Below are 13,937 nucleotides of genomic sequence, written 5' to 3' on the forward strand. Positions count from 1 at the left end.
AATCTGACCCCTATTCCTCAAATAGATTTTACTCTGTGATGCTTACGAGTGAGTTGCGCAAGCCCGCGCCTTCTGTAAGCGCTCCATAAACCCCAGAAAAAGGGGAAGGACTTATTTTCTTGCAATTGCCACTATTCATTCAAACGCCAGATACCACAAAGCCCCGAGTTAAGGGGCTTTGTATTGTGGTGACGAGTCGGACCTACCGACTTGTAATCAGTTGGTCAGTTACCTGGGCGCTTCTGCTTATCAACGATCACCAGTCCTCCCGACGCTCTGAATGCTGGTGAAGAATCCGGAAGACCATCACGCGGTCACCCTGCAAGCTATAGGTCGCTCGATACGGGTACGTGGTGATAATCAGCTCTCGGCAGTCGGGCATTGGAGACGCTTTCCCTGCATTAGGAAAACGCTCCAGCATTTCCAGGCAGTTGAGGATGTGGAAGACGGCTGCCTCCCCCAATTCCGCGCCGACTAAACCTTCGTAATGCTCGTAAATTCCATCCAGGTCACTTTCCGCTTTGCTGCTTAACGCGATCTTCGGCACGTTTTACCCACTTAGCCTTTACGGCATCCAAATCGGTGACGTTGCCGGCATCAGCATCTGCGATGCCTTCCTGCACGGCTTTGAAATGCCAGGATTCATCGGCCAAATAGCGGCTCAAAGCCCGTTGCAGGTGGTATTGGCGGTCTCGGTCGGTCGCCTGCGCCAGTTGATCCAGCTCGCTGGCAAGTTCGGGCTTTACTCGGAAAGACAGAACGGGAGAGGCTGCCATAACGTTGCTCCATACATTTTTTGTATACGCTGTGTACACGGTATGCAAACGTTAGGCTTCGGCAGGTTGGCGGTCAATAGCGGTTAGTCGGTTTGGGGAAGGGTTTGCAGGCGAGCGACTGGGTGGTATTAACCCAAAAACAACAAAGCCCTCACATTTCTGCGAGGGCTTCGTTTTATATGGTGCCGGCACCAGGAGTCGAACCCGGGACCTACTGATTACAAGTCAGTTGCTCTACCAACTGAGCTATACCGGCGTGTTAGGGCGACGATTATAGCGATTGAAAAGGTTCTGTAAACCCCTGAATTCTGACTATTTTTGCAAACGCTGCGGTTTTTTGCAGTCGCCGTGTTTTTTGCCCAATGTCACTGCATGAAAACCTGCGTAGGCAGCACTCAGAAAAGAGCCATTAAATTGACTTTTTACCGTTCATCCAGAAAGCGCAAAACAAAAACATCAAAATAATGACACGCCCTACCCGTTGTCACAGAATGCCCAAACAAGGACGCCTATAATAAGACCTGCGGTAAGTACCCGCGCTTGCCGAGCTTCACGTCTTAACGCTGCGTCGTGAGGAGCAGGTTATGAGCCTTAGCAGAGAAATCTTGGCGTTGTTCGGCAAGGATGTCGCCCATGACGCCGATGGCATCAATGCGCGAATGCACTTTTTCGGCAGTGTCCCTGAACAATCCCATCTCCAACCGCTGGTTACTCCTGTGTTGCGTCCAAAAATAGTGGCGCTGGTGTCGATCAATGGCGGTGTCGGGCGCAGCACGCTGGTTACGGCGTTGAGCAGCGGTTTGCAGCGCCACGGTGAGTCGGTGGTGGCGTTGGACCTGGACCCGCAGAATGCCTTGCACCACCACTTTGGCGTCAGTTCCACCTTGTCGGGAATCGGGCGCACCAGTCTGGAGCATGGGCAATGGGGGCCGCTGCAGCAGGTGGGGTTTGCCGGTTGTCAGGTGATCACCTTCGGCGATGTCGATATTCAGCAGCAGGAGAATCTGGAGCGTTGGCTCAAGCATGAGCCCGATTGGCTGGCGCAGCGTCTCGCGTCGCTGGGCTTGAGCGAGCGGCAGACGGTAATTATCGACACCCCGGCCGGCAATAATGTCTATTTCCATCAGGCGCTGAACGTGGCCGATGTGGTGCTGCTTATCGTGCAGCCGGACGCTGCGTGTCTTGGTACGCTGGATCATCTGGACACACTGCTCGGCCCGTACCTCGAGGGCCAATGCCCACCGGCTGTGCACGTAGTGGTCAACCAGGTGGATGAAAGCAATGCGTTCAGCCTGGACATGGTTGAGGCATTCAAACATCGGCTTGGCACAGACCTGCTGGAGGTGCATCGCGACATGGCGATCAACGAGGCCTTGGCCTTCGCGGCCGACCCGTTGGATAACGTGACCAAGCGGCTCGCCAGTGACGATATCAATGCGTTGTGCCTGCTGCTGAAGGCGCCGAGGAAAACCGCGTGAAAGCGCGGTTTATACGGTTTACGCCAGATGCTTATGCACAATCGGTTGGTAACGGTGGTTACTGAACGGCCATTTTGTGGAGCCGTTCTCAATATGCTGCAACTGCCTGTTTTGCGTGCGTTTTATTGTGTGAACAAAAAATGACCAGCGCTGCTTTTGGTCTGTAGCGCTGATGGCTACAGCTTTGGCAAAGAATTCATCAACAGAGTTATCCACAGAGCGCGGTAGGAAGTTTTGCCCCTTAATCGCGCTCGGCGAGCACCATCAGGTTGCGTGGGGTGAGGGTGGGTTCACAGAAGCTGCCGAGCTTGACGCTGTAGCCGTGCTCCACCAGAAATAACGCGCGATCCAGTACCAGCCACATTTCCAGCGGGCGGCGAAACAGGCCTCGGACCAGTTCCAGGTTTCGCACCTCGGCCAAGCGGCGCCAGCCGTGTGCTTCCAGCGCGCCCCAATCCTGTTCACCGGTGGATAAACCCTTGAGGCTCGCCAGCTCCCGGCAATAGTCAGCGAAGGATTTACCCAGCCACTTCGTGGGCAGGGACGGTGTGGGCAGGTAGTCGTCGCAATCCCGCAGCTGCCGTTGCAGTCGGTCGAAGCCCAGGCGCCGGGCCATGGAGGTATCGCGTTGCTGGCGGACGCGGTTGCCGGCAGTGACGGTTTCGCTCAGCGGCAGGCCCAGATCCTCGATCGACAGCTGCAGGGCCGACGCGCGCCCGGTCGCGGACAGCGCTTGATAGCGGTCGGCGCCGATGCGGTTATAGCAGCACGGCGCCAGCGCGAGTTGCTTGCAGCCGGCAGCGCTGGCCAGTTGCAGCATGCGCACGTGCAGGTCGCCGCAGGCATGCAGGGCGACGGGTGTGTGCTCGGGGCTGATCGCCACATCCGCCATCACGTCTTGCAGGCGATGGGTGACGCGCAAGCCGTGGTGATCACTCAAGGCTGTGCCGGAGGCAATCAGGGCCGGGTCATATTCCAGGCAGGTCAGCTGTTGGCCAGGTTGCAGCAGGCGGCGGCCGAGATGGCCTTTACCGGCGCACCAGTCCAGCCAGTGGTGGGGCTCTGCGGCAAAATTCAGGGCGGCGCCGAAGGCTTCGATCTGTTGCCACTTGCGCCCCGGAACGTCGACATCCAGGCGATGGCGAGCGGGTGCAAGCGCGTGTGTCGGCAATTTATCCACGGCGCTGAGGCGCAGCGCCTGTGCGGCCAACTGTGGAAAAGGCGCGGGCGCCGGCAGGTCGTGGGGGTGATTGTGACTGGCTTCGGCGTCGTCCAGCGAGCGCTGGCGTAGCCACTGCGCTAGCGCGGGATGTTCGGTTTCCCAGGGCAATCGAAGCTGGGTAAAGGGCCGCGGTCGCCACAGCCCTTGGTGCTCGATCAGAAACGCATCCAGTGCCTGGAAGCGTGCCTCAACGTCCTTGGCACGCATCGACGCGCAGCCATTTTTCCAGCAGTTTGAAACCGCGCACCAGCACGTAGGCCATCACCAGGTAGAACAGCCCGGCCGCGAAGAAGATCTCCACCGGCAGGTAGGTACGGGCGATGATGGTCCGGGCCATGCCGGTCAGCTCCAGCAAGGTCACGGTACTGGCCAGGGCGCTGGCCTTGAGCATCAGGATCACTTCGTTGCTGTAGGCCGGCAGGCCGATGCGTGAGGCGCGGGGCAGGATGATGTAGAACAGTGTCTTGGGCCTGGACATGCCCAGGGCGCGAGCTGCTTCGATCTCGCCCGGGGGAATGGCCTGGATCGCGCCGCGCAGGATTTCAGCGATATAGGCAGCGGTGTGCAGGGTCATGGTGGCGGTGGCGCACCAGAACGGATCGCGCAGGTAGGGCCACATGAAGCTGCCACGCACGCTGTCGAATTGCGCCAGGCCGTAGTAGACCAGGAACAACTGCACCAACAACGGCGTGCCACGGAAGAAGAAAATGTAGGCATAGGGCAGGGCGCTCACGTACCAGCGGCGTGATGAGCGAGCGATGCCCAATGGGATCGCCAGCAGCAGGCCGGCAATCACGGCGATTGCCACCAGCTCCAGGGTCAGCGTCGCGCCCTGGGCCAATTTGGGCAGCCACTTGATGATCACGGCCCAGTTCAGGCCCAGGTCGAAATGCGACAGCCAGCTGTAATCACCGCTCATTGGGGGCTCCTTGCAAAGCCGCGGGCGGCGCGTTTTTCCAGGAAGTGCATGCTGGTCATGGCGAGCACGGTCAGGCCCAGGTACATGAAGGCGGCGACCATGAAGAAGGTGAACGGCTGCTTGGTCACGGTCACGCCGATCTGCGCGTGGCGCATGATTTCTTCCAGGCCGATCACCGATACCAGCGCGGTGTCTTTCATCAGGATCATGAACAGATTGCCCAGCCCCGGCAGGGCGATGCGCCACATCTGCGGCATGATCAGACGCGTGAAAATCCGAAATTTCGACAGCCCCAACGCCACACCGGCTTCACGGTGGCCCTTGGGAATGGCGAGGATCGCGCCGCGAAACACTTCCGTGGCGTAGGCGCCAAAGCACAGGCCCAGGGCGATGACGCCGGCGGCAAAGGCACTCAGGGAAAGGTCGGGGTTGCCGAAGAATTCCCCCAGGGCGCGCATCAGGTTGACGGTGCCGAAATAAATCAGCAGCACCCACAGCAACTCGGGAATACCGCGAACGATGGTCGAATAAGCACCGCCCAGCCATTGCAACGGCTTGTACGGTGAGGTCTTGGCCAAGGCACCGGCCAGGCCGAGCACCAGCCCCAGGCACAGGGCCGTGAGCGCCAGTTTGACGGTCATCAGCGCGCCGGCGGCAAGGGCCGGGCCGAATCCGTAGAGGTCGAAATTCATGGTGTTTTCATATCGCGGCAGGCATTGCTGGAAGCCGGCGCGCTCGGCTGAGCGCGCCGGTCAGGCCGTTCAGATCATTCGATGCTGAACGGGAAGTACTTGTCGTTGATCTTCTTGTAGGTGCCGTCTGCCTTGATCTCTGCCAGGGCTTTGTTCAGGCGCTCGCGCAGCGGGTCGCCCTTGCGCACGGCGATACCGATCTTGTCGCTTTCTACAACCGGGTCGCCCTTGAATTCATAGGCCGAACCGTCTTTGCTCTTGAGCCATTCATACTGCACGTACTTGTCGGCCAGGATGCCGTCCAGGCGGCCGGAAGTCAGGTCGAGGTAGGCGTTTTCCTGGGTGTCATACAGCTTGGCCTCGGTGTCCGGCAGCTTGTCTTCCAGGTAGGTGCCAGCCAGGGTCGCACGTTGTGCACCGATCACCTTGCCCTTGAGGTAGGCGGCGTCGGGCTTGAAGTCGGCGGTGGCTTTTGGCGCGATGAACTGCAGCTTGTTGGAGTAGTACGGGTCGGTGAAGTCGACAGCCTGCTTGCGCTCATCGGTGATCGACAGCGAGGACACCAGGAAGTCGAATTTCTTGGCGTTCAGGGCCGGGATGATGCCGTCCCAGTCGGACACATACACTTCGCACTTCTCGACTTTCATCTTGGCGCACAGGGCGTCGCCGATGTCTTTGTCGAAACCGACGACATTGCCACTGGCGTCTTTATTGTTGAAGGGCGGGTAGGCCGCTTCGATCCCCATTTTCAAGGTTTCTGCCATGGCCGTGGCGCTGAACGCCATCGAGACGGCCGCGGCCAGAAGGAATTTTTTATAGGTCTGCATGCATGTTGCTCCGTTAGCGGTTGCTGGACATGAATTGTTTGCAGCGCGCCGAAAGCGGGTTGTCGAACACCTGCTGTGGCGATCCTTGCTCTTCGACCAGGCCCTGGTGCAGGAACACCACCTCGCTGGACACTTGGCGGGCGAAGCCCATTTCGTGAGTGACCAGCAGCATGGTGCGGCCTTCTTCGGCCAGCGCGCGGATCACATTAAGTACTTCCTGGACCATTTCCGGGTCAAGCGCCGACGTTGGCTCATCGAACAGAATGACCTTGGGCTGCATCGCCAACGTACGCGCAATCGCTGCGCGTTGTTGCTGGCCGCCGGACAGTTGAGCCGGGTAGGCGTGGCGCTTGTCGGCGATACCGACCTTGGCCAGCAAGGCCTCGGCCACTTCTATCGCCTCGGCCTTGCTCTGGCCGAGCACGCGGCGAGGGGCCTCGATGATGTTGTCGAGGATGCTCATGTGCGGCCACAGGTTAAAGTTTTGAAACACAAAACCGATTTCGCTGCGCAGGCGGTTGATCTGCTTGCCGTCGGCGGCCATCAACTCGCCGTTTTTTGCGGCCTTGAGTTTGAGTTCTTCGCCGGCCACCAGGATCTGGCCCTGGTGCGGGTTTTCCAGCAGGTTGATGCAGCGCAGGAAGGTGGACTTGCCGGAGCCGGAGGAACCCAGGATCGAGATCACATCGCCGTCGCGAGCGGTCAGCGAGATACCTTTGAGTACCTCCAGCTCACCGTAGCGTTTGTGCAAGTTGCGGATTTCAAGCGCGGGCGCGGCCTCGGCCATGTGCGGTCCTCATTGTGTGCATTGCATTCCTGCTGTTGGGCCGCCTTCCTGGCGAGGCGCCAAGCTAGCATAGCGTTTGGATGACAGCCAACAGCGCTGCGGACGGTTAACAGGTGGTCTGCGGCAGGGTGTCGCATCGGCGCAGCAGCGTGTCGCGCCATCAACAACTAACAGACGTCTGGACCTGGCCAATCCACAGGCTTCGCGTAAAAAAGGGCGCGATGGTGCCAGCTTTGGCCGGGTGTTGGAAGGGTTAACCGGGTAAACGGTGCATATCGGCCCTTTTATAGAGCGCCGCCTACTTTTTGTGTGTGTTTTTGGTGCGCTCTTGCGCGGTGAAAATGGGTCGCTCGGTAACGCTATAGCGAAATGCCATTGTTCTCAATGACTTGCAACGACTGAGGAATTGTCCTACAGCCCGCGTCAATCCAGGCTTTGTAACATTTTGGCGCAAAACTTGCGTAAAAAATAAAGAACGCCCTGTTGGTTTCTTTTCACGAGAAAGACTGCGGGCCGGGCGAACCGTTTTCGCAATTCCTCCCAAAGGTGTGTCAATGAGTAGTACGCAAAGCTGCAATGACCTCGAACAGGGGCTTAAACCGCGTCACGTGACCATGCTCTCGATTGCCGGGGTGATTGGTGCCGGTTTATTCGTGGGCTCCGGCCACGCGATTGCCGCCGCCGGCCCCGCCGTACTGCTGGCGTATGCCGCAGCAGGTACGCTGGTGGTACTGGTGATGCGCATGTTGGCCGAAATGGCCGTTGCCTCACCGGACACCGGTTCGTTCTCTACTTACGCCGACCGTGCGATCGGCCACTGGGCCGGGTTTACCATCGGCTGGCTGTACTGGTGGTTCTGGGTGCTGGTGATTCCGTTGGAAGCCAACGCGGCCGCGACCATCCTGCATGCCTGGTTCCCGGGCGTAGCCATTTGGGCCTTTACCCTGATCATCACCTTGCTGCTGACGGCGACCAACCTGTTCAGTGTGAAGAATTACGGTGAGTTCGAGTTCTGGTTCGCGCTGATCAAGGTCGTGGCGATCGTGGGCTTTGTCATCCTTGGCCTGGCGGCGATTTTCGGCTTTTTACCCACCAGCCAGGTCAGCGGTGTGTCGCACCTGTTCGATACCCAAGGCTTTATGCCGAACGGCATGGGCGCAGTGCTGGCGGCGATCCTGACCACCATGTTCTCGTTCATGGGCACTGAGATCGTGACCATCGCCGCCGCAGAATCGAAGAACCCCGGCCAGCAAATCACCAAGGCTACCAACTCGGTGATCTGGCGGATTGGTTTGTTCTACCTCTTGTCGATCTTCATCGTCGTGTCCCTGGTGCCTTGGAATGATCCGACGCTGGCCGCGGTGGGTTCCTACCAGACCGTGCTCGAGCGCATGGGCATCCCGAATGCCAAGCTGATCGTCGACCTGGTGGTGTTGGTTGCCGTGACCAGCTGCCTTAACTCGGCGCTGTACACCGCCTCGCGCATGCTGTTCTCCCTGGGCCGTCGTGGCGACGCCCCGGCTGTGGCCAAACGCACGAATAAAAGCGGCACGCCTTACTGGGCCGTGTTGCTGTCCACGGGCGCTGCGTTCCTGGCGGTGTTTGCCAACTATGTGGCGCCAGCGGCGGTGTTCGAATTCCTGCTGGCCAGTTCGGGCGCCATTGCCTTGCTGGTGTATCTGGTGATTGCCGTGTCGCAACTGCGCATGCGTCAGAAGCGTACGGCAGCGGGTGAGAAGATTGTGTTCAAGATGTGGCTGTTCCCGGGCCTGACCTACGCGGTGATGGTCTTTATCGTGGGCACGCTGACCATCATGCTGTTCCAGGAAGCGCACCGCGTTGAGATCATCGCGACAGGGATCCTGAGCTTGCTGGTGGTGTTGGCGGGGCTGTTTGTTGCGAGTCGTCGCAAGGCCCAGAGAGTCGGTGCTGCTGTACTGAACTGAAAAATGTAGATCAAAATGTGGGAGGGGGCTTGCTCCCGATGGCAGTGTGTCAGTCACTTATTTGTTAACTGACCCACCGCCATCGGGAGCAAGCCCCCTCCCACATTTCGTATGTGTCAGTCTGCTGAATTTGTCAGCGTTTGGGATGCGGCTAAGTAGTCCGCCTGGAACTGCGGCGATTCGATCCACGCCAATGCGGCGGCCTCGTCATCGCTGTCAGTGGCCCATTGTCGATATTCAATCAGCGCGGCCAGGATAAAGTCGGTCGCTTCCTCTTCGCCTTCCTGCTCCAGCACCAGCGCCAGCAGCGGGTGCGCCAGGAATACCGCACACAGCGCCTGCTGGCTGATTTCGCCCGCCGTGCGCATTTCCACGAACAGCTCGGTCAAGTCCACCGACTCAAGGTCGATACGGCTGTCGTCGCCTGCGAACGCGTCCGGCTTGGTTGCAACGGCACGCTGGGAACGGTTTTGCTTGGCCTTGGTTTTTGCCCGCTGGGCGCGTTTTTGCTGCTTGTTTGGCGAGGCCATGGGCGTAACGTCCTTGGGTTTGGGGCAGGTATTGAAGCGCAGGTTGGGAGAAATCCCAAGAAGGTTCGGTCGCTCATCCAACTCGACCGCCAGGCAATAGATGAATAGGCTTGGCCTTCGCAACTTGCCAGAGCGTCTTCATGACCCGCGACACCCTCGAGCACAACCAGATTCCCGTCTACTTTGGCGCCATCCTGCTGGCCGCTCTGTGTGGCGTATTCGCGCCATCATTCGCGCAGGGCCTCAGCGTGCTGATCACGCCTGCCATTGCGGTGTTGATGTACGCGATGTTTCTGCAAATTCCTTTTCTGGATCTGCGCCGCGGCTGGGGCAGCAAGCGCTTTATGGCGGCGTTACTGCTGGCCAATTTCATCCTGGTGCCTTTGCTGGTATGGGCGCTGACCCGTGGCCTGCTGGGGCACCCTGCGCTGTTGGTGGGCGCGTTGCTGGTGTTGCTCACGCCGTGTATCGATTACGTGGTGGTGTTTACTCACATCGGTAAAGGCGACTCGCGGTTGGTACTGGCGGCCACGCCGTTACTGCTGCTGATGCAGTTGGCCCTGCTGCCGGTGTACCTGGGTTTGATGCTGGGCGCGCAGTCCGGGGTTGTGATCGCGGTTGGGCCGTTTATCGAAGCGTTCCTGTGTTTGATCGTGGCGCCAATGGTGCTGGCCGCGTTGACCCTGCTCCTTGCGCGCCGCTCAACACGCATGAGCCGGTGGAACAGCGCCTGGGCCTGGCTGCCGGTGCCGGCGATGGCGCTTGTGCTATTTGTGGTGATCGGCTCGCAGATCACATCAGTGATTCGCGACATCGGCGTACTGCTGCCAGTGCTCGCGGTCTACGCAGGCTTCGTGCTGCTGGCGCCGCTGATGGGAATGCTGGCCGCGCGGCTGTTTGCGCTGCCGGCGGCCACGGCGCGTGCGGTGACGTTCAGCGCATCCACCCGCAATTCGCTGGTGGTGCTCCCCCTGGCGCTGGCGTTGCCTGAAGGCGTGCGCGGGTTGGCCGCGACGGCGGTGATCCTGCAGACCCTGGTCGAGCTGGTCGCGCAGTTGATCTATATCCGCCTGATCCCGGCTCTGGTGTGGCCCGCCAGCCGCTGACGCGTGAATAATCAGGTTTGTTCAGGCGCTATTCAGGCAGGCGGTCGGCACCATAAGCCCGCGCTTCCCACCTGACAGGTCACCCGATGGATCATCGCAACCGCTTTCGCCTGGAGTCACTGGGCATCTTTCTGATCGCCTTATTGCTGTTCACCTGGGGTATCTGGGACCAGCAGCCCCAGGGCTTTGACGGACGTTGGGCGCTGTTCCTGCAGGAAATGTTTCGCCACGGCGCGAGTCTTTTCCCCACCACCTACGGCCAGCCCTACGCCGATTATCCCGGCACCGCGACGTTCCTGAGCTTCGTTTTCGCACGCTTGTTCGACGCGCCCAACCATCTGGCGAATGTGCTGCCCACCGCGCTGGCTTCGGCCGGGGTGATTGCCCTGATCTATCGCCTGCTGGCGCCGTCCAGCCGGCCCTGGGCATTCCTGACGGTGCTGCTGACATTGCTCACCACCCAGTTGCTCGAAAAGTCGCGCTCGGTGTGCCTGGACCAGATGATCGCGCTTTTGTGCATCGGCACTTTCTACCTGCTGCACAGTGGTGAGCGCCTGGGCTCGCGGTGCAGGCAACTTGCGGTGTTCCCCCTGTTTATCCTGGCTTTTGCGATTCGCGGGCCGCTGGGGTTGATCGAGGTGTGTGGCGTCGCATGCGTGTACTGGGCGCTGGGCCGGCCGGGGGAGCGGGTCAGGCAGGTGTTGATTCACGGCGTTGTCGGGTTGGTGTTGCTGGCGGCGTGCTGGTGGCTGTTGATGAAGCTCGCGCGCATCAGTGGTGGCGATGCCTTTGCCGATGAGGTGTTCAAGATGCAGGTCGGCGGGCGCCTCGATGAGTCCGGCGAGCCGTTCTACTTTTACTTCCAGTTGAGTCTGTACCGGTATTTCCCGGTGGTGCCATTGGCGCTGGCTACCTTGATTGCGCTGCGTCATCGCTGGGCGGAGCGCTGGGCCAACGGGGATGTGCAGTTATTGATACGGCTCGGCGCGTGCGGCCTGATGATTCTGCTCGGCCTGTCCGTGCCGCATTTCAAGCGTGCTTATTACATTCTGCCCATGGTGCCGATGTTTGCTGCGGTAGCGGCCTATGGGCTGCTCCAGGCACAAGGCTGGCTCGTTGGCGTGCGTCGCGGTTACGAAGGGCTCGTCGTAGCGTTGCCGGCGCTGTGCGTAGTGGTGCTGTTTGTGTGTCGGCATGCCTGGCACAAGCAGGGTTACTGGCCCGACGTGTCCATGCCGCTATTGATCGGCGTGCTGGTGCTTCTGCAGGTGGCGGCGATCCTTGCGTGGCATCGGGCTACGCGATTGGTGTGGCTCAGCGCAATCGCCCTGACGGCCCAGTGGTTGCTGCTGGTGAGCGTCATCGAGCCGGCCAAGGACCTTCAGTTCGATACCCGGCGGTTTGTCCGCCAGGTGGAAGCGTTGCGGGATGCGCAGCCGGGGCCTCTGGTATTTGTCGACCTGGCCCGGGACACTTGGGCGGTGCGCTACATGATGAACCTGGATCACGATGAGCAGCCGCTGTTCGTCGGGCGTAACGAGCTTGAGAAGCTCGTCACATTGCCCCGGCCATCCTGGGTGATTGTGCCGCGCAAGGACACGGCGCTGTTGAAGGGCTCGCCAGTGGAACCATTGGCGCCGAGCTTTCAGGGGCGATTGAATGACAATCCGTTGATGGTGTTTTTGCTCAACTGAGAAGCCCTTTTTAGAAAGCATCTGAGGCGACGCTCAGCGCGTTAGCGTTGCTCGTTCAGTTAGACCACCGCTACCGTCTATCGGAATCGCAACGCCAAATACTCTAACTTTATAATTTTTTATTTAAAAATCAGTTAGTTAAGATTTATTAACGCATCTGCCGATAAGACAGTCGGGATATTGGCTGACGCATGCTTCGATGTTAATTTGCCACCCTTTGTAAATCGACGGATCGAACATGTACTTTCTCCTGCCATGGACTCGGCTGCTGGGCGCCTGCCTGCTGACTTGCTTCGCGCTGAACACTGCATTCGCCGCCCCCACCCCCGGCGACCAGGACCTGATCCGCGACCGTCAAAACCGCCTGCTCGAAGAGCAGCAGCGGCGTTTGCAGGAGCTTCAGGACCTGCCCGGCAAAGCAGCCAAGCCCGAAGCCCCGGCCACCCCCGCCGATACGCGCTGCTTCCCGATCAACGACATCGAACTCAAAGGCGCCGACAGCCTGCCGGCCGCCGACCGTGAGCGCCTGCTCAAGCCATATATCGGCCAGTGCCTGGGCGTGTCCCAGCTCAACGAACTGCTCAAGGCCATCACCGACTACTACCTCGGCAAAGGCCGCGTCACCAGCCGTGCTTACCTGCCGCAGCAGGACCTTTCCAGCGGCCACCTGCAAGTGCTGGTGGTGGAAGGCAAGCTCGAGGCCCTGAAAAGCGCCGAAGGCAGCACGGTGACCGAGCGCGAATTGGCCATGGCCTTTCCCGGCAAGGTCGGCGAGGCGCTGAACCTGCGCGAGATCGAGCAACTGGTGGACCAGCTCAACCGCCTGCCGTCGAAACAGGCGCAGATGGAGCTGACCCCCGGCAGCCAGGTCGGCGGCAGCGACGTGGTGGTCAAGAACACCCCACAAAAGCCCTGGCGCGCCAGCCTGTCGCGCAATAACGACGGCCAGAAAAGCACCGGCGAACAGCAATGGGGCGCCGGCCTTGAGTGGGACAGCCCGCTCGGCCTGGGCGACCAGTTGATGCTGCGCGGCGGCCACGACGCCATCAGCGACCACCAGAAAACCTCGAAAAACACCCTGCTCTACTACAACGTGCCATGGGGCTGGTGGAACTTCAGCTACAGCTACAACGAGAGCGACTACCGCACCTACATCGTGGCCGATAACGCCAAGTACAAGCAGGACGGCGACAACCAGAACCACCAACTGCGCGCCGAGCGGGTGATTCACCGCGATGACGTGAGCAAGACCTCGGTCAACGTCGGCCTGGCGCACCTGCGCACCAACAACTACCTCCTCGACGTGCGCACCGCGCCCAGCAGCAACCGCCTCAGCGAACTGCAACTGGGCATCAACCACGGGCGGCGTATTGGCAGTGCCTTCGTCAACCTCGACCTGGGCATGCAAAACGGCATCGGCCTGCTCGACGCCCAGTCGCAGGAAGAGCGCGATGAGTCCGGCCGGCGCCAGCCGAATTCGCGCTACCGCAAATACACCGCCACCGTCAGCTACCTGCAACCGTTCAGCCTGTGGGGCGAGTCGTTCAGCTTCAGCAGTTTGGCCACTGGCCAACGCAGCGAAGACATCCTGTTCAGCCCGCAACGCATGAGCCTCGGCGGTTCGGCCTCGGTGCGCGGCTTCAAGGACCAATTATTGACCGGCGACAGCGGCGGCTACTGGCGCAACGAAGTGCGCTGGGCGCGCCCGGTGACCCTCGACTGGATGCGCCCGGCCTTTTTCGAATACGGCGCCAGCGTCGGCTACGACCAGGGCGTGATCAGCAACGACCGCTACAACGACAACTCGCATGGTCGGGTCTCCAGCAACTCCCTGGAACTGTTCGCCCGCGGCAAAAACGTCAGCACCAGCGTGACCTTTGCCCATTCGTTAGAAAGACCTGGGGTCGTGACCGAGCGCGAAGCGCCGATCTACTTCCGCATGGATTTCTTCCTGTAATTC

Annotated in this window: 13 protein-coding genes and 1 tRNA gene; 5 read left to right on the plus strand and 9 right to left on the minus strand. The window is 60.0% G+C overall.

The features are described 5' to 3' along the window. Positions 1-256: 256 nt before the first annotated feature. From C4J93_RS01565 to C4J93_RS01575, 3 genes are all read right to left on the minus strand, one after another. Complete coding sequence (locus tag C4J93_RS01565) at positions 257-547, minus strand: type II toxin-antitoxin system RelE/ParE family toxin (protein ID WP_124428420.1); 291 nt, start codon at positions 545-547, stop codon at positions 257-259. Continuing rightward, positions 510-776 carry a CopG family ribbon-helix-helix protein gene (locus C4J93_RS01570; RefSeq protein WP_124408838.1) on the minus strand — a complete coding sequence of 89 codons (267 nt, stop codon included), beginning with the start codon at positions 774-776 and terminating at the stop codon, positions 510-512. The genes C4J93_RS01565 and C4J93_RS01570 overlap by 38 nt, the downstream gene beginning before the upstream one ends. Positions 777-956: 180 nt before the next feature. Then, positions 957-1,032: transfer RNA gene (locus C4J93_RS01575), tRNA-Thr, on the minus strand. A 328-nt stretch (positions 1,033-1,360) separates the two neighbouring features. Here C4J93_RS01575 and bcsQ point away from each other — a divergent pair. Further along, positions 1,361-2,254 carry a cellulose biosynthesis protein BcsQ gene (gene bcsQ / locus C4J93_RS01580; RefSeq protein ID WP_124428421.1) on the plus strand — a complete coding sequence of 298 codons (894 nt, stop codon included), beginning with the start codon at positions 1,361-1,363 and terminating at the stop codon, positions 2,252-2,254. 241 nt (positions 2,255-2,495) lie between these two features. On the opposite strand, the gene C4J93_RS01585 is transcribed toward bcsQ, so the two are convergent. The 5 genes from C4J93_RS01585 to C4J93_RS01605 all read right to left on the minus strand — a co-directional run bounded on the left by C4J93_RS01585 (position 2,496) and on the right by C4J93_RS01605 (position 6,701). After that, positions 2,496-3,683 carry a methyltransferase gene (locus tag C4J93_RS01585; RefSeq protein WP_124428422.1) on the minus strand — a complete coding sequence of 396 codons (1,188 nt, stop codon included), beginning with the start codon at positions 3,681-3,683 and terminating at the stop codon, positions 2,496-2,498. After that, the gene (locus tag C4J93_RS01590; RefSeq protein WP_124365093.1) at positions 3,664-4,353 is read right to left on the minus strand and encodes an ABC transporter permease; all 690 of its coding nucleotides are present in this window, start codon (positions 4,351-4,353) and stop codon (positions 3,664-3,666) included. Before C4J93_RS01590 ends, C4J93_RS01585 begins: the two co-directional genes overlap by 20 nt. 38 nt (positions 4,354-4,391) lie before the next feature. After that, positions 4,392-5,087 carry an ABC transporter permease gene (locus tag C4J93_RS01595; protein ID WP_124428423.1) on the minus strand — a complete coding sequence of 232 codons (696 nt, stop codon included), beginning with the start codon at positions 5,085-5,087 and terminating at the stop codon, positions 4,392-4,394. Positions 5,088-5,161: 74 nt separating this feature from the next. Next, entirely contained in the window at positions 5,162-5,914 is a 753-nt protein-coding gene (locus C4J93_RS01600) for an ABC transporter substrate-binding protein (RefSeq protein ID WP_057725474.1), read from the minus strand. A gap of 13 nt (positions 5,915-5,927) precedes the next feature. Beyond that, positions 5,928-6,701: an ABC transporter ATP-binding protein gene (locus tag C4J93_RS01605; RefSeq protein ID WP_124365477.1), complete on the minus strand. Its 774-nt coding sequence runs from the start codon at positions 6,699-6,701 to the stop codon at positions 5,928-5,930. A 554-nt stretch (positions 6,702-7,255) separates the two neighbouring features. Here C4J93_RS01605 and gabP point away from each other — a divergent pair. Next, complete coding sequence (gabP, locus tag C4J93_RS01610; RefSeq protein ID WP_124428424.1) at positions 7,256-8,647, plus strand: GABA permease; 1,392 nt, start codon at positions 7,256-7,258, stop codon at positions 8,645-8,647. A 116-nt stretch (positions 8,648-8,763) separates the two neighbouring features. Here gabP and C4J93_RS01615 read toward each other — a convergent pair whose 3' ends face one another. Further along, positions 8,764-9,177, minus strand: coding sequence for a hypothetical protein (locus C4J93_RS01615; RefSeq protein ID WP_124428425.1), 414 nt, complete (start codon positions 9,175-9,177; stop codon positions 8,764-8,766). 140 nt (positions 9,178-9,317) lie between these two features. On the opposite strand from C4J93_RS01615, the gene C4J93_RS01620 reads away from it, so the two are divergent. The 3 genes from C4J93_RS01620 (at position 9,318) to C4J93_RS01630 (ending at position 13,934) form a co-directional block, all read left to right on the plus strand. After that, positions 9,318-10,283 (plus strand): arsenic resistance protein, encoded by a 966-nt coding sequence (locus C4J93_RS01620; RefSeq protein WP_124428426.1) that lies wholly within the window; start codon positions 9,318-9,320, stop codon positions 10,281-10,283. Between the two features lie 86 nt (positions 10,284-10,369). Beyond that, complete coding sequence (locus C4J93_RS01625) at positions 10,370-11,977, plus strand: glycosyltransferase family 39 protein (RefSeq protein ID WP_124428427.1); 1,608 nt, start codon at positions 10,370-10,372, stop codon at positions 11,975-11,977. 238 nt (positions 11,978-12,215) lie between these two features. After that, positions 12,216-13,934, plus strand: coding sequence for a ShlB/FhaC/HecB family hemolysin secretion/activation protein (locus C4J93_RS01630; RefSeq protein WP_124428428.1), 1,719 nt, complete (start codon positions 12,216-12,218; stop codon positions 13,932-13,934). The last annotated feature ends 3 nt before the right edge of the window (positions 13,935-13,937 follow it).

Origin of the sequence: Pseudomonas sp. R2-37-08W, assembly GCF_003851705.1 — a bacterium.
GTDB lineage: Bacteria > Pseudomonadota > Gammaproteobacteria > Pseudomonadales > Pseudomonadaceae > Aquipseudomonas.

Coding starts and splice junctions, on each gene's coding strand:
- C4J93_RS01605 (WP_124365477.1), bottom strand. CDS start 6,701: ATGGCCGAGGCCGCGCCCGCGCTTGAAATCCGCAACTTGCACAAACGC.
- C4J93_RS01595 (WP_124428423.1), bottom strand. CDS start 5,087: ATGAATTTCGACCTCTACGGATTCGGCCCGGCCCTTGCCGCCGGCGCG.
- C4J93_RS01570 (WP_124408838.1), bottom strand. CDS start 776: ATGGCAGCCTCTCCCGTTCTGTCTTTCCGAGTAAAGCCCGAACTTGCC.
- gabP (WP_124428424.1), top strand. CDS start 7,256: ATGAGTAGTACGCAAAGCTGCAATGACCTCGAACAGGGGCTTAAACCG.
- C4J93_RS01630 (WP_124428428.1), top strand. CDS start 12,216: ATGTACTTTCTCCTGCCATGGACTCGGCTGCTGGGCGCCTGCCTGCTG.
- C4J93_RS01615 (WP_124428425.1), bottom strand. CDS start 9,177: ATGGCCTCGCCAAACAAGCAGCAAAAACGCGCCCAGCGGGCAAAAACC.
- C4J93_RS01625 (WP_124428427.1), top strand. CDS start 10,370: ATGGATCATCGCAACCGCTTTCGCCTGGAGTCACTGGGCATCTTTCTG.
- bcsQ (WP_124428421.1), top strand. CDS start 1,361: ATGAGCCTTAGCAGAGAAATCTTGGCGTTGTTCGGCAAGGATGTCGCC.
- C4J93_RS01585 (WP_124428422.1), bottom strand. CDS start 3,683: ATGCGTGCCAAGGACGTTGAGGCACGCTTCCAGGCACTGGATGCGTTT.
- C4J93_RS01600 (WP_057725474.1), bottom strand. CDS start 5,914: ATGCAGACCTATAAAAAATTCCTTCTGGCCGCGGCCGTCTCGATGGCG.
- C4J93_RS01620 (WP_124428426.1), top strand. CDS start 9,318: ATGACCCGCGACACCCTCGAGCACAACCAGATTCCCGTCTACTTTGGC.